This is a genomic window from Citrobacter sp. Res13-Sevr-PEB04-36 (assembly GCF_015672735.1).
GTDB lineage: Bacteria > Pseudomonadota > Gammaproteobacteria > Enterobacterales > Enterobacteriaceae > Citrobacter.
The window spans coordinates 63,553-83,903 of record NZ_JADABY010000079.1 but is presented as its reverse complement, the minus strand read 5'-3'; the positions used below and the strand labels follow the sequence as shown (position 1 = coordinate 83,903).

The 20,351-nt window shown below is 52.7% G+C and carries 18 protein-coding genes and 1 tRNA gene; 13 read left to right on the top strand and 6 right to left on the bottom strand.

What is annotated here, in order from left to right:
• Positions 1 to 45: 45 nt before the first annotated feature.
• A tRNA-Trp gene (locus tag IMQ48_RS22425) sits at positions 46 to 121 on the top strand.
• 105 nt (positions 122 to 226) lie between these two features.
• Here the strand turns inward: IMQ48_RS22425 and hdfR are convergent.
• On the bottom strand, positions 227 to 1,060 hold the full coding sequence (hdfR, locus tag IMQ48_RS22420; protein WP_196210720.1) for an HTH-type transcriptional regulator HdfR: 834 nt from the start codon (positions 1,058 to 1,060) through the stop codon (positions 227 to 229).
• Positions 1,061 to 1,178: 118 nt separating this feature from the next.
• On the opposite strand from hdfR, the gene maoP reads away from it, so the two are divergent.
• Positions 1,179 to 1,517 (top strand): macrodomain Ori organization protein MaoP, encoded by a 339-nt coding sequence (gene maoP, locus IMQ48_RS22415; RefSeq protein WP_096758961.1) that lies wholly within the window; start codon positions 1,179 to 1,181, stop codon positions 1,515 to 1,517.
• A 24-nt stretch (positions 1,518 to 1,541) separates the two neighbouring features.
• Here maoP and IMQ48_RS22410 read toward each other — a convergent pair whose 3' ends face one another.
• Positions 1,542 to 3,062: a YifB family Mg chelatase-like AAA ATPase gene (locus tag IMQ48_RS22410; protein WP_196210719.1), complete on the bottom strand. Its 1,521-nt coding sequence runs from the start codon at positions 3,060 to 3,062 to the stop codon at positions 1,542 to 1,544.
• A 354-nt stretch (positions 3,063 to 3,416) separates the two neighbouring features.
• Here IMQ48_RS22410 and ilvL point away from each other — a divergent pair, with 354 nt between their 5' ends.
• The 6 genes from ilvL to ilvA all read left to right on the top strand — a co-directional run bounded on the left by ilvL (position 3,417) and on the right by ilvA (position 9,972).
• Positions 3,417 to 3,515: an ilv operon leader peptide gene (gene ilvL / locus IMQ48_RS22405; protein WP_001311244.1), complete on the top strand. Its 99-nt coding sequence runs from the start codon at positions 3,417 to 3,419 to the stop codon at positions 3,513 to 3,515.
• 139 nt (positions 3,516 to 3,654) lie between these two features.
• The gene (gene ilvG / locus IMQ48_RS22400; protein WP_196210718.1) at positions 3,655 to 5,301 is read left to right on the top strand and encodes an acetolactate synthase 2 catalytic subunit; all 1,647 of its coding nucleotides are present in this window, start codon (positions 3,655 to 3,657) and stop codon (positions 5,299 to 5,301) included.
• On the top strand, positions 5,298 to 5,561 hold the full coding sequence (ilvM, locus tag IMQ48_RS22395; protein ID WP_096758958.1) for an acetolactate synthase 2 small subunit: 264 nt from the start codon (positions 5,298 to 5,300) through the stop codon (positions 5,559 to 5,561). The genes ilvG and ilvM overlap by 4 nt, the downstream gene beginning before the upstream one ends.
• A gap of 21 nt (positions 5,562 to 5,582) precedes the next feature.
• On the top strand, positions 5,583 to 6,512 hold the full coding sequence (locus IMQ48_RS22390) for a branched-chain amino acid transaminase (RefSeq protein ID WP_196210717.1): 930 nt from the start codon (positions 5,583 to 5,585) through the stop codon (positions 6,510 to 6,512).
• Between the two features lie 60 nt (positions 6,513 to 6,572).
• The gene (gene ilvD, locus IMQ48_RS22385) at positions 6,573 to 8,423 is read left to right on the top strand and encodes a dihydroxy-acid dehydratase (protein WP_196210716.1); all 1,851 of its coding nucleotides are present in this window, start codon (positions 6,573 to 6,575) and stop codon (positions 8,421 to 8,423) included.
• Positions 8,424 to 8,427: 4 nt separating this feature from the next.
• Positions 8,428 to 9,972: a threonine ammonia-lyase, biosynthetic gene (gene ilvA, locus IMQ48_RS22380; protein ID WP_196210715.1), complete on the top strand. Its 1,545-nt coding sequence runs from the start codon at positions 8,428 to 8,430 to the stop codon at positions 9,970 to 9,972.
• 32 nt (positions 9,973 to 10,004) lie between these two features.
• Here ilvA and ilvY read toward each other — a convergent pair whose 3' ends face one another.
• Positions 10,005 to 10,895 (bottom strand): HTH-type transcriptional activator IlvY, encoded by an 891-nt coding sequence (gene ilvY / locus IMQ48_RS22375; protein ID WP_196210714.1) that lies wholly within the window; start codon positions 10,893 to 10,895, stop codon positions 10,005 to 10,007.
• A 277-nt stretch (positions 10,896 to 11,172) separates the two neighbouring features.
• Here ilvY and ilvC point away from each other — a divergent pair, with 277 nt between their 5' ends.
• Positions 11,173 to 12,648, top strand: coding sequence for a ketol-acid reductoisomerase (gene ilvC / locus IMQ48_RS22370; protein ID WP_196210713.1), 1,476 nt, complete (start codon positions 11,173 to 11,175; stop codon positions 12,646 to 12,648).
• 117 nt (positions 12,649 to 12,765) lie between these two features.
• On the opposite strand, the gene ppiC is transcribed toward ilvC, so the two are convergent.
• Positions 12,766 to 13,047 (bottom strand): peptidylprolyl isomerase PpiC, encoded by a 282-nt coding sequence (gene ppiC, locus IMQ48_RS22365; protein ID WP_015960967.1) that lies wholly within the window; start codon positions 13,045 to 13,047, stop codon positions 12,766 to 12,768.
• Between the two features lie 84 nt (positions 13,048 to 13,131).
• On the opposite strand from ppiC, the gene rep reads away from it, so the two are divergent.
• Positions 13,132 to 15,153: a DNA helicase Rep gene (rep, locus tag IMQ48_RS22360; RefSeq protein ID WP_196210712.1), complete on the top strand. Its 2,022-nt coding sequence runs from the start codon at positions 13,132 to 13,134 to the stop codon at positions 15,151 to 15,153.
• 47 nt (positions 15,154 to 15,200) lie between these two features.
• Here rep and gppA read toward each other — a convergent pair whose 3' ends face one another.
• Together gppA and rhlB are read right to left on the bottom strand one after the other, a co-directional pair.
• Positions 15,201 to 16,682, bottom strand: coding sequence for a guanosine-5'-triphosphate,3'-diphosphate diphosphatase (gppA, locus tag IMQ48_RS22355; protein WP_196210711.1), 1,482 nt, complete (start codon positions 16,680 to 16,682; stop codon positions 15,201 to 15,203).
• Positions 16,683 to 16,773: 91 nt separating this feature from the next.
• The gene (gene rhlB, locus IMQ48_RS22350; RefSeq protein ID WP_196210710.1) at positions 16,774 to 18,042 is read right to left on the bottom strand and encodes an ATP-dependent RNA helicase RhlB; all 1,269 of its coding nucleotides are present in this window, start codon (positions 18,040 to 18,042) and stop codon (positions 16,774 to 16,776) included.
• A gap of 239 nt (positions 18,043 to 18,281) precedes the next feature.
• Here rhlB and trxA point away from each other — a divergent pair, with 239 nt between their 5' ends.
• The 3 genes from trxA (at position 18,282) to rho (ending at position 20,210) form a co-directional block, all read left to right on the top strand.
• Positions 18,282 to 18,611: a thioredoxin TrxA gene (gene trxA / locus IMQ48_RS22345; RefSeq protein ID WP_001280776.1), complete on the top strand. Its 330-nt coding sequence runs from the start codon at positions 18,282 to 18,284 to the stop codon at positions 18,609 to 18,611.
• A gap of 132 nt (positions 18,612 to 18,743) precedes the next feature.
• Positions 18,744 to 18,872: a rho operon leader peptide gene (locus IMQ48_RS22340; protein WP_181498759.1), complete on the top strand. Its 129-nt coding sequence runs from the start codon at positions 18,744 to 18,746 to the stop codon at positions 18,870 to 18,872.
• A gap of 78 nt (positions 18,873 to 18,950) precedes the next feature.
• The gene (gene rho, locus IMQ48_RS22335; protein WP_096758948.1) at positions 18,951 to 20,210 is read left to right on the top strand and encodes a transcription termination factor Rho; all 1,260 of its coding nucleotides are present in this window, start codon (positions 18,951 to 18,953) and stop codon (positions 20,208 to 20,210) included.
• Positions 20,211 to 20,351 lie beyond the last annotated feature (141 nt).

The window sequence follows — 20,351 nt, the reverse complement described above, 5'->3', positions numbered from 1 at the left end:
GAAAATTAAGCCTGCTAAGATAGCAGGCTTAATGATAAGAAATTTAGGGGCGTAGCTCAGTTGGTAGAGCACCGGTCTCCAAAACCGGGTGTCGCGAGTTCGAGTCTCTCCGCCCCTGCCAGAAACAATCCTTAGCATTTTTGCTAAGGATTTTTTTTATCTGAAAATCCTACCCACCTTCTTACTGTTTATTTCCCGTTTCCTGGCATCCTTGCCGGCGTCCATTTTAATCATCCAGAATATTCGTTTTCAGCAGATCGCGGATAAGCACATGTTTATCGCTATTTTGTAGCCAAACTGCATATAACGGACGTGAAAGCGTTGTACTATCTGCAACCGTATGGAGATCGCTTTTTGTTTTCGCCCAACTAACGGGAAGCCAACTAAAACCCTTAAGTACAGAAAGTTGTTGCCTTGCCAGCTCAGCAGAACTGGTGGTAAGTACCGGCACTTCATCACTGGCAATTAATCCCACTTCGTGTTGTTGAAAATCTGCTCCCCATTCCAGACGCAGGTAATTCAACTCATCTTTAGTTTGTGATGGGGTGCTGCAATAGAGCGCCAGCATGAAATATCCCAACAGTTGACTGCTAAATTCGTCCATTTTAGGTGTTTCGGTGGTAATCAGCAGATCAAGCTGCCGTTCATGAAGTTGCTTCACTAACGACTGGCGCTGTGCAATCCTGGCTTCAAATTGCAGGCTGGCTTGTGGTTCTTGTGACTGATACAAACGTCCCAGCCAGCCATTGAGCATGCATTCCCAAAGGGAAGCGCTGGCACCGATAGAGAACTCATTATGGCGTGAGGTATTTGCAACCTCCTTACGTGCTGCTTGCCATGTATTCATCAGCGTTTCGGCATACGGCAATAATTTTTCACCCGCAGCGGTTAAACGGATATTGTTTCTGTGTCGGGTGAAGAGGTTCACACCCAGTTGATTTTCCAGTTGTCTGATGCGAAAACTGACTGCCGATTGGGTCAGATAGAGCGCTTCAGCTGCCCGGCCAAAGTGGCGCGTTCGGCTAACTTCCAGGAAAGTCTTTAACAATTCCGTATCCACAACTCACTCCATAAAATTATTTGTCGTTATGATTTAAATCTTTTGTTTGACGCTCTGTCAAGCGTAACTAATACTCCGCGCCATAAATAGCTCGGCCAAAGAATTAGGAGCGTGCAGGATGGCGGAAAGCTTTACGACGACTAATCGATATTTCGACAATAAATATTATCCCCGCGGATTCTCCCGTCATGGTGATTTCACCATTAAAGAGGCACAGCTGCTTGAGCGTCACGGTTATGCCTTTAATGAGCTGGATCTGGGCAAGCGTGAGCCGGTAACTGAAGAAGAGAAGTTGTTTGTTGCGGTATGCCGTGGTGAACGTGAGCCGGTTACCGAAGCTGAACGTGTGTGGTCAAAATACATGACGCGTATTAAGCGTCCAAAACGTTTTCACACGCTGTCTGGCGGCAAACCTCAGGTAGAAGGTGCAGAAGATTACACCGAGTCAGAGGATTAATAAAAAAGGGCGAAAGCCCTTTTTTTATGCCAGTAGTTTCTGCAAATGGATTAACAGCCGGTCTATTGCTCGATAGCCAACGGCTTCCTGTAAATGTTGACGGGTGATTTGGTCACATTGCTCAATATCCGCAATCGTGCGAGCGACCTTTATCAGTCGCTGCCAGGCGCGGATAGATAATCCCAGGTGCGCTAACGTTTCCTCCAGCCAGCGCGCGTCATCCCTGTGTAAGACGCAGAATTGATGTATATCCTGGCTGCCCAGATGCGCATTTAACTTATTTTGCCGCTGATACTGGCGCTCACGCGCGGCCATAACGCGTATCTTCACCGTCTCACTGTCTTCTCCCTTTACTGCTCGTTGACTGAGTATACCAGGCGGTGGAAGGGGAATTTCGAGGGACAAATCGAAGCGGTCAAGAAAAGGGCCGGATAAGCGATTGAGGTAGCGTAGCGTTTGCTCTGGGGTACAACGATTGTGGTTTCCCTGATAGTGTCCCGTTGGGCTTGGATTCATTGCTGCTATCAATTGAAAGCGTGCCGGGTAGGTTATTTTTGCCCGGGTGCGTGATAAATGAATCTGCCCGGATTCAATGGGTTCACGTAGGGCATCCAGCGTACGACGTTCAAACTCGGGCAATTCATCCAGAAATAATATGCCGTTATGTGCCAGCGAAATCTCACCCGGTGCCGGTATCGATCCCCCTCCAACCATTGCGGCTAAAGATGCGCTGTGATGCGGCGAACGAAAAGGGCGTTGCTTCCACTGCTTTTGTATTGTGTCGGCATTAATAAGACTGAGGATTGCTGCGCTTTCCAGTGCCTCATCATTGCTTAATGGTGGTAACAATCCGCGAAGGCGACTGGCAAGCATCGTTTTCCCCGTACCCGGCGGACCTATAAGCAGGAGATTGTGACCGCCTGCAGCGGTGATCTCCAGCCCTCGCTTGCCCTGTTCCTGGCCGATGACGTCGCTGAGGTCATCAGATGAGCCTGAAGGTGGAATCTCTACGCAAACAGGCCTTTCTAATTCATGCTTACCTTCGAGAAAAGCACACACAGCTTGCAGGTGATCGGCAATCAGGCAGCCCTCGCCGTGTATTAGCCCCACTTCTGCAGCGTTCTCTTTTGCAACAATAATTCGCCTGCCTGCGCGAATTGCTTCAGTTGCGCTGGATATTGCTCCGGGAACGCCACGTAGAGCGCCTGTAAGCGCTAGTTCACCGACTAACTCATAAGTATCGAGATTATGTGTCGTAAGCTGCTCTGACGCAGCCAGAAGCGCAATGGCTATAGGTAAATCATATCTCCCTCCTTCTTTAGGCAGATCTGCCGGGGCAAGGTTGATGGTTATCTTCTTGGCCGGAAATTTATACCCGCTATTAATAATTGCACTGCGAACTCGATCTCGAGCCTCTTTCACGGTGGTTTCGGGTAGTCCAACCATGGTTAAACCGGGCAAGCCATTACTGATATGGACTTCAATAGTAATGGGTGGTGCATTGACGCCTAGTGCGGCGCGCGTGTGGACTATCGATAGTGACATAACCCCCTCCTGATATAGGTATTATGTCGTAATAGATGGCGATGATATCTTGCTTAATTGATACTTTTAGATGCTGATTCACGTATTTTTATGCAAGGGGTGATATTTTTCGTAACCTCTGGAACAACGCTCGCAAGTGCCACTGAACGTGCCTCCTGCAGATGGAAAACATGATCGTGTTTGCTGAATAACGTGAAATATTTTCATTTTCTATTTTTTGTATAAAAAACAACGCGATTTATAGAAACCGTTAACCGTGTCAGAAAAATGAATGCAGAAATATCTTGTGCCATAGTTAAACTCTATGGTAACTCTTTAGGTATTCCTTCGAACAAGATGCAAGAAAATACAAAAATGACAGCCCTTCTACGAGTGATTAGCCTGGTCGTGATTAGCGTGGTGGTGATTATTATCCCACCGTGCGGGGCTGCACTTGGACGAGGAAAGGCTTAAAAAACAAGCCTTAACGAACTAAGACCCCCGCACCGAAAGGTTCGGGGGTTTTTTTTGACCTTAAAAACTTAAACGAGGAGCAGAAAGTGAACACTAGCATAAAATTCTGTTTCTCAAGATTTACGGCGGGGATGTAACTATGAATGGGGCACAGTGGGTGGTACATGCGTTGCGTGCACAAGGGGTGAAAACCGTCTTTGGTTATCCCGGTGGCGCGATTATGCCGGTTTACGATGCGTTGTACGACGGCGGCGTAGAACACCTGTTGTGTCGACACGAGCAGGGGGCGGCGATGGCGGCGATTGGCTATGCCCGCTCAACCGGTAAAACTGGTGTCTGTATCGCGACTTCCGGTCCTGGCGCAACTAACCTGATCACCGGCCTGGCTGATGCGCTGTTAGATTCCGTTCCCGTTGTGGCGATCACCGGTCAGGTCTCTTCTCCGTTTATCGGCACCGATGCGTTTCAGGAAGTGGACGTACTCGGCATGTCGCTGTCATGTACCAAACATAGCTTCCTGGTGCAGTCGCTGGAAGAGCTGCCGCGTATCATGGCCGAGGCCTTCGACGTGGCGAACTCTGGTCGTCCGGGTCCGGTTCTGGTTGATATCCCGAAAGACATTCAGTTAGCCAGCGGTACGCTGGAACCCTATTTCACCACCGTCGAAAACGCAGTAGCTTTCCCATATGCTGAGATTGAACAAGCCCGCAAGATGTTGGCGAAGGCACAGAAACCCGTACTGTACGTAGGTGGTGGCGTAGGGATGGCTCAGGCGGTTCCAGCGCTGCGTGAGTTTATTGCCGCAACGCATGTGCCGGTGGTTTGTACGTTGAAAGGCCTTGGCGCTGTGGATGTAGATTACCCGTACTATCTGGGCATGCTGGGTATGCACGGTACCAAAGCGGCAAACTTTGCGGTGCAGGAGTGCGACTTGCTGATCGCCGTTGGTGCGCGTTTTGATGACCGGGTGACCGGCAAGCTGAACACCTTTGCCCCCAATGCCAGTGTGATCCATATGGATATCGATCCGGCCGAGATGAACAAACTGCGTCTGGCACACGTTGCGCTGCAAGGCGATCTAAATACGCTGTTACCCGAATTACAACAACCGCTGGCCATCAACGAATGGTGCCAGCATGCCGCCGACATGCGTGCAGAACATGCCTGGCGCTATGATCATCCGGGGGAGGCTATTTACGCCCCGCTGTTGTTAAAACAGCTGTCCGAGAGGAAGCATAAGGATAGCGTGGTGACGACGGATGTTGGCCAGCATCAGATGTGGTCCGCACAACACATGACCTATACTCGCCCGGAGAACTTCATCACTTCCAGCGGCCTGGGGACGATGGGCTTTGGCTTACCTGCAGCTGTGGGGGCACAGGTAGCCCGCCCGGATGATACGGTAATCTGTATCTCCGGTGACGGCTCCTTCATGATGAACGTGCAGGAGTTGGGCACCGTAAAACGCAAGCAGTTGCCGCTGAAAATCGTCTTACTCGACAACCAACGGTTAGGCATGGTGCGACAATGGCAGCAGCTGTTTTTCCAGGAACGCTATAGCGAAACTACCCTGACCGATAATCCCGATTTTCTTATGTTGGCCGGCGCCTTCGGCATCCCTGGCCAACACATCACCCGTAAAGACCAGGTTGAAGCGGCTCTCGACACCATGCTGAACAGTAATGGGCCATACCTGCTTCATGTCTCAATCGACGAACTTGAGAATGTCTGGCCTCTGGTGCCTCCTGGTGCCAGTAACTCAGAAATGCTGGAGAAATCATCATGATGCAACATCAGGTCGCCGTTGAGGCTCGTTTCAATCCGGAAACGTTAGAACGTGTTTTGCGTGTGGTACGCCATCGTGGTTTTCAGGTGTGCTCCATGAATATGAACGCTGCCAGCGATGCGCAGAATATAAATATTGAATTGACCGTTGCCAGCCCACGGTCGGTCGACTTACTGTTTAGTCAGTTAAGTAAACTGGTAGATGTTGCACATGTTGCTATCTGCCAGAGCACAACCACATCACAACAAATTCGCGCCTGAGCGCAAAAGGAAGAGAAATAAATGACGACGAAAAAAGCTGATTTCATTTGGTCTAATGGCGAGATGATTCGTTGGGAAGATGCGAAGGTTCACGTGATGTCCCATGCGCTGCACTACGGTACATCCGTATTTGAAGGTATCCGTTGCTACGATTCTCACAAAGGACCGGTGGTGTTCCGTCATCGCGAGCACATGCAGCGTCTGCGTGATTCAGCCAAAATTTATCGTTTTCCGGTTTCTCAGAGCGTTGATGAGTTGATGGAAGCTTGCCGTGCGGTGATCCGTAAAAATAACCTGACCAGTGCGTATATCCGCCCGCTGGTGTTTGTTGGTGATGTCGGGATGGGCGTTAACCCACCGGCGGGATATACCACGGATGTGATCATTGCTGCGTTCCCGTGGGGGGCTTACCTGGGTGCTGATGCCCTGGATCAAGGGATCGACGCGATGGTCTCTTCCTGGAACCGTGTCGCACCTAACACCATTCCTACCGCCGCTAAGGCGGGCGGTAACTACCTGTCTTCACTGCTGGTGGGTAGCGAAGCGCGTCGTCATGGTTATCAGGAAGGTATTGCATTGGATGTGAACGGCTACATCTCCGAAGGCGCGGGTGAAAACCTGTTTGAAGTTAAAGATGGCATTCTGTTTACCCCTCCGTTTACCTCTTCCGCGCTGCCGGGCATCACACGTGATGCGATTATCAAACTGGCGAAAGACCTTGATATCGAAGTACGTGAACAGGTGCTGTCTCGTGAGTCTTTGTACCTGGCTGATGAAGTGTTCATGTCCGGTACGGCGGCAGAAATTACCCCAGTGCGCAGCGTTGACGGCATTCAGGTGGGTGAAGGCCGTTGTGGCCCGGTAACCAAACGAATCCAGCAAGCCTTCTTTGGCCTGTTCACCGGAGAAACGGAAGATAAATACGGTTGGTTAGATCAGGTTAACCAATAAACATAAATTTGGGACGGCACGCACCGTCCCAATTATTAGATAGACGGGAGTCAATACAGCATGCCTAAGTATCGTTCTGCTACCACCACCCATGGCCGTAATATGGCGGGTGCTCGCGCACTGTGGCGCGCCACCGGGATGACCGATGACGACTTCGGTAAACCGATTATCGCTGTGGTGAACTCCTTTACCCAGTTCGTGCCGGGGCACGTGCATCTGCGCGATCTCGGTAAGTTGGTTGCCGAACAGATTGAAGCCTCCGGCGGCGTAGCCAAAGAGTTTAATACTATCGCCGTGGATGATGGTATCGCTATGGGCCACGGGGGTATGCTGTATTCCCTGCCGTCACGTGAGCTGATCGCCGATTCGGTGGAGTACATGGTGAACGCCCACTGCGCCGATGCGATGGTCTGTATCTCCAACTGCGACAAAATTACCCCGGGGATGTTAATGGCCTCCCTGCGTCTGAACATCCCGGTGATCTTTGTGTCCGGCGGCCCGATGGAAGCCGGTAAAACCAAACTCTCAGATCAGATCATCAAACTCGATCTGGTGGATGCGATGATTCAGGGCGCGGACCCGAAAGTCTCTGATTCGCAAAGCGATCAGATTGAGCGCTCCGCCTGTCCGACCTGCGGTTCCTGTTCGGGGATGTTTACCGCTAACTCGATGAACTGCCTGACCGAAGCGCTGGGCCTGTCGCAGCCGGGTAACGGTTCGCTGCTGGCCACCCACGCCGATCGTAAACAGCTGTTCCTCAATGCGGGCTCACGTATCGTTGAGCTGACCAAACGCTATTACGAGCAGAATGATGATTCTGCGCTGCCGCGCAATATTGCCAACAAGGCGGCGTTTGAAAATGCCATGACCCTGGATATCGCTATGGGCGGTTCCACGAACACCGTTCTGCACCTGCTGGCGGCCGCACAGGAAGCCGAAATCGACTTTACCATGAGTGATATCGACAAGCTGTCCCGCAAAGTGCCGCAGCTGTGTAAAGTTGCGCCGAGCACCCAGAAATACCATATGGAAGATGTCCACCGTGCGGGTGGTGTACTGGGAATTTTAGGCGAGCTGGACCGTGCTGAGTTGCTGAACCGCGACGTGAAAAACGTGCTGGGGCTGACCCTGCCACAAACCCTGGATCGCTATGATGTCATGCTGACCCAGGATGAGGCGGTGAAAAACATGTTCCGCGCCGGCCCGGCGGGCGTTCGTACCACCCAGGCGTTCTCGCAGGATTGCCGCTGGGACACGCTGGATGACGATCGCGCCGAAGGCTGTATTCGCTCTCTGGAACACGCCTACAGCAAAGATGGCGGTCTGGCGGTGCTATACGGAAACTTTGCGGAAAACGGCTGTATCGTGAAGACCGCAGGCGTGGATGACAGCATCCTGAAATTCACCGGTCCGGCGAAAGTCTTTGAGAGCCAGGACGATGCTGTTGAAGCCATTCTCGGTGGCAAAGTGGTGGCTGGTGATGTGGTGGTGATTCGCTACGAAGGACCGAAAGGCGGACCGGGCATGCAGGAAATGCTCTACCCAACCACTTTCCTGAAATCGATGGGCCTCGGCAAGGCTTGTGCGCTGATTACCGATGGTCGTTTCTCCGGCGGGACGTCAGGTCTGTCTATCGGTCACGTCTCTCCGGAAGCGGCGAGCGGCGGTAACATCGCGATTATTGAAGATGGCGATATGATTGCAATTGATATCCCGAATCGTGGCATCCAGCTGTTGTTGAGCGATGCGGAGATTGCGGCCCGTCGTGAAGCGCAGGATGCTCGCGGTGATAAAGCCTGGACGCCAAAAGATCGCCAGCGTCAGGTCTCCTTCGCGCTGCGTGCCTATGCCAGCCTGGCAACCAGCGCTGACAAAGGCGCGGTGCGCGATAAATCGAAACTGGGGGGCTAATACCATGGCTGATTCGCAACCCCTGTCCGGCTCCCCTGAGGGCGCTGAGTACCTCAGGGCGGTGCTGCGTGCACCGGTCTATGAAGCGGTACAGGTGACACCGCTGCAAAAAATGGAAAAACTCTCCTCGCGTCTCGATAACGTAATTCTGGTTAAGCGCGAAGATCGCCAGCCAGTGCACAGTTTCAAGCTGCGCGGGGCCTACGCCATGATGGCGGGTCTGACCGAAGCGCAAAAAGCACAGGGTGTGATCACCGCGTCGGCAGGGAATCATGCCCAGGGTGTAGCATTTTCCTCCGCGCGTCTTGGGGTGAAGGCGCTGATCGTCATGCCCACGGCCACCGCGGATATCAAAGTCGATGCCGTTCGCGGCTTTGGCGGCGAAGTGCTGCTGCACGGGGCCAATTTTGATGAAGCCAAAGCCAAAGCGATTGAACTGTCGCAGCAGCAAGGGTTCACCTGGGTGCCGCCGTTCGATCACCCGATGGTGATCGCCGGGCAGGGCACACTGGCGCTTGAGCTGCTGCAGCAGGATGCGCATCTCGATCGGATATTTGTTCCGGTTGGCGGCGGCGGTCTGGCGGCGGGTGTGGCGGTGCTGATTAAACAGCTGATGCCACAAATCAAAGTTATTGCCGTGGAAGCCGAAGATTCAGCCTGCCTGAAGGCGGCACTGGATGCGGGTCACCCGGTCGATCTGCCGCGCGTAGGGCTGTTTGCTGAAGGTGTGGCGGTGAAACGCATCGGTGATGAAACCTTCCGCCTGTGTCAGGAATACCTCGACGACATTATCACCGTTGATAGCGATGCAATCTGTGCGGCAATGAAAGATCTTTTTGAGGATGTTCGTGCGGTGGCGGAGCCATCTGGTGCACTGGCGCTGGCGGGGATGAAAAAATACATCGCCCAGCACAATATTCGTGGTGAACGTCTGGCGCACGTGCTGTCCGGTGCCAACGTCAACTTCCACGGGTTGCGCTATGTGTCTGAACGCTGCGAGCTGGGTGAACAACGTGAAGCGCTGTTGGCGGTGACCATCCCGGAAGAAAAGGGGAGTTTCCTGAAATTCTGCCAGCTGTTGGGTGGACGTTCGGTGACCGAGTTTAACTACCGGTTTGCCGATGCGAAAGACGCCTGTATTTTTGTCGGCGTGCGCCTGAGTCGCGGTCTGGAAGAGCGCAAAGAGATCCTCCAGTTGCTCAGCGACGGCGGTTACAGCGTGGTGGATCTGTCCGATGATGAAATGGCCAAGCTACACGTGCGCTATATGGTCGGCGGACGCCCCTCGAAGCCGCTACAGGAACGTCTGTACAGCTTTGAGTTCCCCGAGTCGCCCGGAGCGTTGCTGAAATTCCTGCATACTTTAGGGACCCACTGGAATATCTCGTTGTTCCATTACCGCAGTCACGGCACTGACTATGGCCGCGTGCTGGCGGCGTTTGAATTGGGCGATCATGAGCCGGATTTTGAAACGCGGATCAACGAACTGGGCTACGACTGCCATGATGAGAGTCATAACCCGGCATTCAGGTTCTTTCTGGCAGGGTAGGCCAGATAAGGCGCTGGTGCCGCCATCCGGCATTAGTGGCCAGGCAGCAAACTCCAGAATGCTTCAATTAGCGGCTCATGCAGCCGCTTTTTTTGTGCGCAAACGCCCAGCTCAAACGGTGTTTTCTCGTCGCTACGTTCTAAAATCATCACGCGGTTACGTACCGGCTCCGGACTGTTTTCCAGCACGACTTCCGGCAGCAGCGCCACGCCGCAGCCCAGCGCCACCATTGAGACCATCGCCTCATGACCGCCGACCGTGGCATAGATTGATGGATTGCTGATTTTATGACGGCGGAACCACAGCTCAATCCGGCGGCGTACCGGGCCCTGGTCGGCCATGATAAACGGCACAGTGGACCAGTCGGGATCATCGATGGACACCTGATTGCGCACCGGGCACGGCAATGCCGGAGCAATTAACACCACCGCCAGATTTTCCAGCATTGAGAATGCCACCGCGCCAGGCAGGGTTTCTGGTTTCCCGGCTATTGCCAGATCCGCTTCTCCGGTGACCACTTTTTCCATAGCATCAGCGGCATCACCCGTAGACAGCTTAATTTCAACTGACGGGTGTTCGGCGCGAAAGCGATCGAGAATTGGCGGCAGATGGCTGTAAGCGGCGGTTACCGAACAAAAGATATGCAGCTCGCCCGACAGCGACGGCCCCTGCTGATCAAGGGTGTGGCGCAATTGCTGGTACTGCAATAACGTCTGCTGGGCAAAAATGCGCAGCTCTTCGCCCGCTTCGGTCAGCGTGACCGTGCGGTTATCCCGCACGAACAGCGGCTGGCCAAGATCCTCTTCGAGTCGCTGAATCTGCCGGGAAAGCGTGGAGGGGCTGACGTGCATCGCCCGCGCGCTGCGGCCAAAGTGGCGACTTTCCGCCAGGTGCAGGAAGGTTTTTAGATCGCGTAAATCCACGGCTCGCACTCCACGATTTTACATTGCATAAATTGCAACGTGACGTTGTGAATATATCAATTTCCGCAATAAATTTCCTGTTGTAATGTGGGTTCATTCTCGCTGAAACGCGAACCGAACAATATACTCGTCGTCTTTCAAGTTGCAGATGCGTTGGCTGCGTCAGCTCACCCCAGTCACTTACTTGAGTAAGCTCCTGGGGATTCGCTGCCTTGCCGCCTTCCTACAACTCGAAATCCATAGAGTAACGACACACAACATCACGGAGTACACCACCATGGCTAACTACTTTAATACACTGAACCTGCGCCAGCAGCTGGCACAGCTGGGTAAATGTCGCTTTATGGGCCGCGACGAATTCGCCGATGGCGCGAGCTACCTTCAGGGTAAAAAAGTGGTCATCGTCGGCTGTGGCGCTCAGGGTCTGAACCAGGGCCTGAACATGCGTGACTCCGGTTTGGATATCTCCTACGCCCTGCGTAAAGAAGCGATTGCCGAGAAGCGTGCTTCCTGGCGTAAAGCGACCGAAAACGGCTTCAAAGTCGGTACCTACGAAGAGCTTATCCCGCAGGCCGATCTGGTGGTGAACCTGACGCCTGACAAACAGCACTCTGACGTGGTGCGTTCCGTACAGCCGCTGATGAAAGACGGCGCGGCGCTGGGCTACTCTCACGGCTTTAATATCGTGGAAGTGGGCGAGCAGATCCGTAAAGACATTACTGTGGTGATGGTGGCGCCAAAGTGCCCGGGTACCGAAGTGCGTGAAGAGTACAAACGTGGTTTCGGCGTGCCAACGCTGATCGCGGTTCACCCGGAAAACGACCCGAAAGGCGAAGGCATGGCGATTGCCAAAGCCTGGGCAGCGGCAACGGGCGGTCACCGTGCGGGTGTTCTGGAATCCTCTTTCGTGGCGGAAGTGAAATCTGACCTGATGGGTGAACAGACTATCCTGTGCGGTATGCTGCAGGCTGGTTCTCTGCTGTGCTTCGACAAGCTGGTGGAAGAGGGTACCGACCCGGCATACGCGGAAAAACTGATTCAGTTCGGCTGGGAAACCATCACCGAAGCGCTGAAGCAGGGCGGCATCACTCTGATGATGGACCGTCTGTCTAACCCGGCGAAACTGCGTGCTTACGCGCTGTCCGAACAGCTCAAAGAGATCATGGCACCGCTGTTCCAGAAACACATGGATGACATCATCTCCGGTGAATTCTCCTCCGGTATGATGGCTGACTGGGCTAACGATGATAAGAAACTGCTGACCTGGCGTGAAGAGACCGGTAAAACCGCGTTCGAAACCGCTTCACAGTTTGACGGTAAGATTGGCGAGCAGGAGTACTTCGATAAAGGCGTTCTGATGATCGCGATGGTGAAAGCAGGCGTTGAGCTGGCATTCGAAACCATGGTGGATTCCGGCATCATCGAAGAGTCGGCTTACTACGAATCACTGCATGAGCTGCCGCTGATTGCCAACACTATCGCCCGTAAGCGTCTGTATGAAATGAACGTGGTGATCTCCGATACCGCAGAGTACGGTAACTACCTGTTCTCTTACGCTTGCGTACCGCTGCTGAAAGAGTTCATGACTACACTGCAAACCGGCGACCTGGGTAAAGCTATTGCTGAAGGTGCGGTAGATAACGCTCAGCTGCGTGATGTTAACGATGCGATTCGTGGCCACGAAATCGAGAAAGTGGGCCAGAAACTGCGCGGTTATATGACTGACATGAAGCGTATTGCTGTCGCAGGCTGATTCCTCGTCGCCTTTCGACTTGCAGATGCGTTGGCTGCAAATCGAAATGCTTAGCGGAACGGAATCGCTTTCCACTATCAAAAAAGCCCAGTGAGCTTACGCTCACTGGGCTTTTTATTAATTCCTGTAAAGTACTTTAATGATGTGGTAACCGAACTGGGTGTGCAGCGGGCCTGTTGGCTCCAGCACCGGGCAGGAGAAGACCACTTTATCAAACGCCGGAACCATCTGGCCCTGACGGAACTCACCCAGGTGGCCGCCTTTCTTACCTGACGGGCAGGTGGAGTGTTTCTTCGCCAGCTTCTCGAAGTCGGCACCATTTTTAATTTGCTCCAGAAGATCCAGTGCCAGTTTCTCTTCTTTAACAAGGATATGCAGTGCTGCTGCTGTTTTTGCCATGATCGTGCCTTGAGTGGGGTGGTTGAGGCTGGCTATACTACCATGCTCTAAATCTCCCCTCCCGACTTTCATTGAGTGATCTTTATGCGTTTAAACCCCGGACAACAACAAGCCGTCGAATTCGTCACCGGACCCTGCCTGGTGCTGGCGGGTGCTGGCTCCGGCAAAACCCGTGTGATCACCAATAAAATAGCGCACCTGATCCGCGTTTGCGGCTATCAGGCACGGCATATTGCGGCGGTGACCTTTACCAACAAAGCCGCGCGCGAGATGAAAGAGCGTGTGGCGCAGACGCTGGGCCGTAAAGAGGCGCGCGGGCTGATGATCTCCACCTTCCACACCCTGGGGCTGGACATTATCAAGCGTGAATACGCGGCGCTGGGCATGAAGTCGAACTTTTCATTGTTCGATGACACCGATCAGGTGGCGTTGCTGAAGGAGTTGACCGAAGGGCTCATCGAAGACGATAAGCTGATTCTCCAACAGCTGATCTCGACGATCTCCAACTGGAAAAATGATCTGATGACTCCGGCGCAGGCGGCAGCCAGCGCCAAAGGCGAGCGCGATCGTATTTTTGCCCACTGCTACGGTTTGTACGACGCGCACATGAAGGCGTGTAACGTCCTCGATTTTGACGATCTGATTTTGCTGCCTACGCTGCTGCTCCAGCGCAATGAAGAGGTCCGTGAACGCTGGCAGAACAAGATTCGTTATCTGCTGGTGGATGAATATCAGGATACCAACACCAGCCAGTACGAACTGGTAAAACTGCTGGTGGGTAGCCGGGCGCGCTTTACCGTGGTGGGCGATGACGACCAGTCTATCTATTCCTGGCGCGGTGCACGTCCGCAAAACCTGGTGCTGCTGAGCAAAGATTTTCCGGCGCTGCAGGTGGTCAAACTGGAACAGAACTACCGTTCTTCCGGACGTATCCTGAAAGCGGCAAACATCCTCATTGCCAACAACCCACATGTTTTTGAAAAACGACTCTTTTCCGAGCTGGGTTACGGTGTCGAGCTTAAGGTATTAAGCGCCAATAACGAAGAGCATGAAGCGGAGCGCGTCACCGGCGAACTGATTGCTCATCACTTCGTCAACAAGACGCAGTATAAAGATTACGCGATTCTGTACCGTGGTAATCATCAGTCGCGGGTGTTCGAAAAATTCCTGATGCAGAACCGCATCCCCTACAAAATTTCTGGCGGCACGTCGTTTTTCTCCCGTCCGGAGATCAAAGATCTGCTGGCCTATCTGCGGGTACTGAGTAACCCGGATGATGACAGCGCATTTCTACGTATCGTGAATACGCCAAAACGTGAAATTGGTCCGGCGACGCTGCAAAAGTTGGGCGAGTGGGCGATGACGCGTAATAAAAGCTTGTTCACCGCTAGCTTTGATATGGGGCTTAGCCAGACGCTAACCGGGCGTGGCTATGAGTCGCTGACCCGCTTTACGCACTGGCTGGGTGACATTCAGCGCCTGGCCGAGCGAGAACCGGTTGCGGCTGTGCGCGACCTGATCCACGGTATTGATTACGAATCGTGGCTCTATGAAACCTCACCCAGCCCGAAAGCCGCCGAAATGCGTATGAAAAACGTCAACACGCTGTTTAGCTGGATGACGGAAATGCTGGAAGGTAGTGATATTGATGAACCGATGACGCTGACCCAGGTTGTTACCCGCTTTACCCTGCGCGATATGATGGAGCGTGGGGAGAGTGAAGAAGACCTGGACCAGGTGCAGTTGATGACGTTACATGCCTCAAAAGGACTGGAATTCCCGTACGTATTTATGGTGGGAATGGAAGAGGGCTTTTTGCCTCACCAGAGCAGCATTGATGAAGATAACATCGATGAAGAGCGTCGTCTGGCCTATGTCGGTATCACTCGCGCACAGAAAGAACTGATTTTTACACTGTGTAAAGAGCGTCGTCAGTACGGTGAACTGGTGCGCCCGGAGCCGAGTCGTTTTCTGCTGGAATTACCTCAGGACGATATTATCTGGGAGCAGGAGCGAAAAGTGGTCAGCGCTGAGGAGCGGATGCAGAAAGGGCAAGCCAGCATCGCGAATATTCGGGCAATGATGGCGAAAGCAAAAGAGAAGTAGTTTTTTGTCGGCCGGATAAGCGTAGGCCATCCGGCAATACTTGAGGGTTAGTGCACTTCTAAAGGCCAGTGGACATAGCTCTGCCATTGGCTTTCCTGATCGATAAGCTCTTTACCCAGCGGATGATGTGCCAGCCAGTCTTCAGGCAGCGTTACCGTGAGATGCTCGTTCTTCGCTTCGAGATGAATTTCCGGTACTAAATCGTCCCGGCGACGGCTGGCAAAAATGATCGCCAGACGCAGCAAACGGCAAAGATGTTCCGCGATACGCGGTGGCACGGCGTTTTGCTGATGGAGCGAAGAGAGGTCGACCGGGTTGGTTTGGTTGAGTAACAGCGTGGCTAACAGTTTTTTCTGTGCGGGGGTGAATCCCGGAAGATCGAGATTACGCACCAGATAGGCCGCATGCTGCGGCGCCTGCTTAAAATCGACGCTGAGTCCAATCTCATGCAACTGACAGGCACTAATCAGTAGTTCGCGGCTGATAGATTCCAGATGCCACTTCTTCTCAACCTGATCGAGGAATTTACTTGCCAGGTTAGCGACACGATGCGCCTGATCGGTATCGACCATAAATCGACGCTGAATATTTCTCAACGTGCGACTGCGAATGTCCTGGTCCACGGCCAGATGCAGCATGCCATAGACCAGACCTTCACGTAATGCGCCGCCAGCAAGGGTCATACACTGGATATTGAGCTCAGTGAAAATGGCGATCAGGATTGCCAGCCCGCTGGGGAACACCAGCGCACGTTCCAGCGTTAACCCTTCGATTTCCAGCTCTTCAAGACGTCCACAATGAATGGCGCGCTGCTTTAACTGCTGAAGTTTTGCCAGCGTAATGCGCTCGTCCATGCCCTGCGCCATCATGATTTCCTGCAGTGCCTGTACGGTGCCAGAAGCCCCGACACACACTTTCCAGCCGTGAAAACGTAGATTGTCAGCGACAGGACGCAAGACTTCACGCGCCGCCTTCTCTGCCTCGTCAAAGTTTTCCTGCGCCAGATTACGATCGGTAAAGTACCGTTCGAGCCACGTGACGCAGCCCATTGACAGGCTAAACAAAGAGGTGGTTTGTGCACCTGAGCCAGTGACCAGTTCGGTACTGGCTCCGCCGATATCGACGACCAGACGCTGATCGGCACCGCCGGTGGTGTGGGCAACGCCCTGATAAATCAGCCGAGCTTCTTCTTCACCGCTAATAACCTGAACGGCACAGCCGAGGATCTCTTGCGCTTTAGCAATAAAAATGTCGGCATTGGTGGCGATGCGCAGTGTTGCCGTGGCAACCACGCGAATTTGTGGCTGAGGAATATCCTGCAGACGTTCAGCAAACAGGCGTAGACATTGCCAACCGCGCTCCATGGCTTCAGCAGAGAGCGCATTATCACTATTCAGGCCAGCGGCCAGGCGTACCTTGCGTTTAATTCGCGTGAGCGTCTGGATGCTTCCCGCTACCTCGCGTACAACCAGCATATGAAAACTATTGGAACCGAGATCAATCGCTGCATACAACGAGGTAGAATTCATACACTTCATCCTTCGACCTGTATCTGTGTTGGCTGCGTTTTCTCACCGCCTTGATACAGGCTGAATGATTTTGTGTATGGCATAACGTTTCTTAACCTGAACGACGACGATTACGCGGAGCACCACCGGTGCGGCGTGGGCCATTGCCAGGACGCGTTCGCGTCAGGCGCAGCGGTTTTGGCAAATCGGTCATCAGTGCATCCGGGTTATATTTGCTGACCGGAATCGAATGGCCGATATAGGCCTCGATGGCAGGTAAATTCAACGCGTACTCTTCACAGGCCAGGCTGATGGAGTGTCCGCTTGCGCCTGCACGACCGGTACGACCGATACGGTGTACGTAGTCTTCACAGTCATCCGGCAGGTCATAGTTAAACACATGTGTGACGGCTGGAATATGCAGACCACGTGCGGCAACGTCGGTCGCGACCAGAATGTCGAGATCGCCACGGGTGAATTCTTCCAGAATGCGCAGACGTTTTTTCTGTGCCACATCACCGGTCAGCAGACCGACGCGATGGCCGTCAGCAGCAAGGCTGCCCCAGATATCTTCGCAACGGTGTTTAGTGTTCGCAAAAACAATAGCGCGATCCGGCCACTCTTCTTCGATCAGCGTTTGCAGTAAACGCATTTTCTCTTCGTTTGAAGGATAGAAGAGCTCTTCTTTAATGCGGTGGCCCGTCTTCTGTTCCGGTTCGACTTCAACGTACTCGGCATTGTTCATTTGTTCGAACGCCAGTTCGCGAACGCGGTAGGAGAGAGTCGCAGAAAACAGCATATTCAGACGCTGGTTGGTTGGCGGCATACGACGGAACAGCCAGCGGATATCTTTAATAAAGCCCAGATCGTACATGCGATCGGCTTCATCCAGTACCACGACCTGAATCGCGCCCAGGTTGATGTGGTTCTGTTTTGCGTAGTCAATGAGACGGCCCGTGGTGCCGATAAGGATATCGACGCCGCTTTCCAGCACTTTCAATTGTTTGTCGTAACCGTCGCCGCCATAGGCCAGGCCTAATTTCAGGCCGGTAGTCTGCGCCAGTGGTTCCGCATCGGCGTGGATCTGCACGGCTAACTCACGCGTTGGCGCCATAATTAAGGCACGCGGTTGGTTCACCTTGCGATCGGCAATCGCGGGATGAGAGAGGAGATAATGAAACGTTGACGTCAGGAACGCCATCGTTTTCCCGGTACCGGTTTGCGCCTGCCCTGCAACATCACGACCTGCCAGCGTTAGCGGGAGGGCGAGTGCCTGAATGGGCGTGCAATTATGAAACCCTTTATTTTCAAGGGCTTCTATCACCTGTGGGTGCAGGGCGAAGTCGGAAAACTTCTGTTCTGTTAAATGTGTTTTGCTCATAGTGTGGTAGAATATCAGCTTACTATTGCTTTACGAAAGCGTATCCGGTGAAATAAAGTCAACCTTTAGTTGGTTAATGCTGTACACAAATCATTCTTGATGCGTCGAAGCGGCAAGCGAATGCGTCTACAGAAGCGTACATAATACGTGACTGGAGGTGAAGAGCGCAGCCAACAAAGAGGCGGCTGAAAGAGGATGTGTATACACCAACACACCAGGCTTATTCCTGTGGAGTTATTATGAGCGATAAAATTATTCACCTGACAGACGACAGTTTTGACACGGATGTACTCAAAGCGGACGGAGCTATCCTCGTTGATTTTTGGGCAGAGTGGTGCGGACCGTGTAAAATGATCGCTCCAATTCTGGATGAAATCGCTGACGAGTATCAGGGCAAATTGACGGTTGCGAAACTGAACATTGACCAAAACCCAGGCACCGCACCGAAGTATGGCATTCGTGGTATCCCGACCCTGCTGCTGTTCAAAAACGGTGAAGTTGCGGCGACAAAAGTCGGCGCACTGTCCAAAGGTCAGCTGAAAGAGTTCCTCGACGCTAACCTGGCGTAAGACGGAATTATCAAGTTCGGGCGACCCGATTCCTAAATTCTTCGGATGACTGGACGCCCGACTTGAGTCGTGCTAAGTTAGTGTTGACTTCGTATTAAACATACCTTATTAAGTTTGAATCTTGTATATCCAATGCTTCCCGTTGTCTCTCACGCGAGAAGTGGACAGATTCTTGGCTTGTCGCTCAATCCGTCTTGTCGTTTCAGTTCTGCGTACTTTCCTGTGACCAGACAGCGAACAGACATGAGTCGATGGCCGTAAACAGGCATGGATGACCCTGCCATACCATTCACAACATTAAGTTCGAGATTTACCCCAAGTTTAAGAACTCACACCATTATGAATCTTACCGAATTAAAGAATACGCCGGTTTCTGAGCTGATCACTCTCGGCGAAAATATGGGTCTGGAAAACCTGGCTCGTATGCGCAAGCAGGACATTATTTTTGCCATCCTGAAGCAGCACGCAAAGAGTGGCGAAGATATCTTTGGTGACGGTGTGCTGGAGATATTGCAGGATGGATTTGGTTTCCTCCGTTCAGGAGACAGTTCCTACCTCGCAGGCCCAGACGACATCTACGTATCCCCTAGCCAAATCCGCCGTTTCAACCTCCGCACTGGTGACACCATTTCCGGTAAGATTCGTCCTCCTAAAGAGGGTGAGCGTTACTTTGCATTGTTGAAAGTTAACGAAGTTAACTACGACAAGCCGGAAAACGCGCGTAATAAGATTCTGTTCGAGAACTTAACCCCGCTGCACGCAAACTCACGTCTGCGTATGGAACGTGGTAACGGCTCAACGGAAGATTTAACGGCTCGCGTCCTGGATCTGGCATCGCCGATCGGTCGTGGTCAGCGTGGTCTGATTGTGGCTCCGCCGAAAGCCGGTAAAACTATGCTGCTGCAGAACATCGCGCAGAGCATTGCCTACAACCACCCAGACTGCGTTCTGATGGTTCTGCTGATTGACGAACGTCCGGAAGAAGTAACCGAGATGCAGCGTCTGGTGAAAGGTGAAGTGATTGCTTCCACCTTTGACGAACCAGCATCCCGTCACGTTCAGGTTGCGGAAATGGTTATCGAGAAAGCGAAACGTCTGGTTGAACACAAGAAAGACGTTATCATCCTGCTCGACTCCATCACCCGTCTGGCACGTGCCTACAACACCGTCGTACCGGCTTCCGGTAAAGTGTTGACCGGTGGTGTGGACGCTAACGCCCTGCATCGTCCGAAGCGTTTCTTCGGTGCGGCACGTAACGTGGAAGAGGGTGGAAGCCTGACCATTATCGCCACGGCTCTGGTCGATACCGGCTCTAAAATGGATGAAGTTATCTATGAAGAGTTTAAAGGTACCGGCAACATGGAACTGCACCTCTCGCGTAAGATTGCTGAAAAACGCGTCTTCCCGGCTATCGACTACAACCGTTCCGGTACCCGTAAAGAAGAGCTGCTCACCACTCAGGAAGAGCTGCAGAAAATGTGGATCCTGCGCAAAATTATCCATCCGATGGGGGAAATTGATGCGATGGAATTCCTCATTAACAAGCTGGCGATGACCAAGACCAATGACGACTTCTTCGATATGATGAAGCGCTCTTAAGTCGAGCATCCTCTGAAAACGCCACGTTTTACGTGGCGTTTTGCTTTTATGTCTGTAACCTAAGCGACACATAAACAACAGTGATGTTATCCGTCTTTATTTTGTGTCCGATACATCATTCGCGTCGTGTGATTAATAATT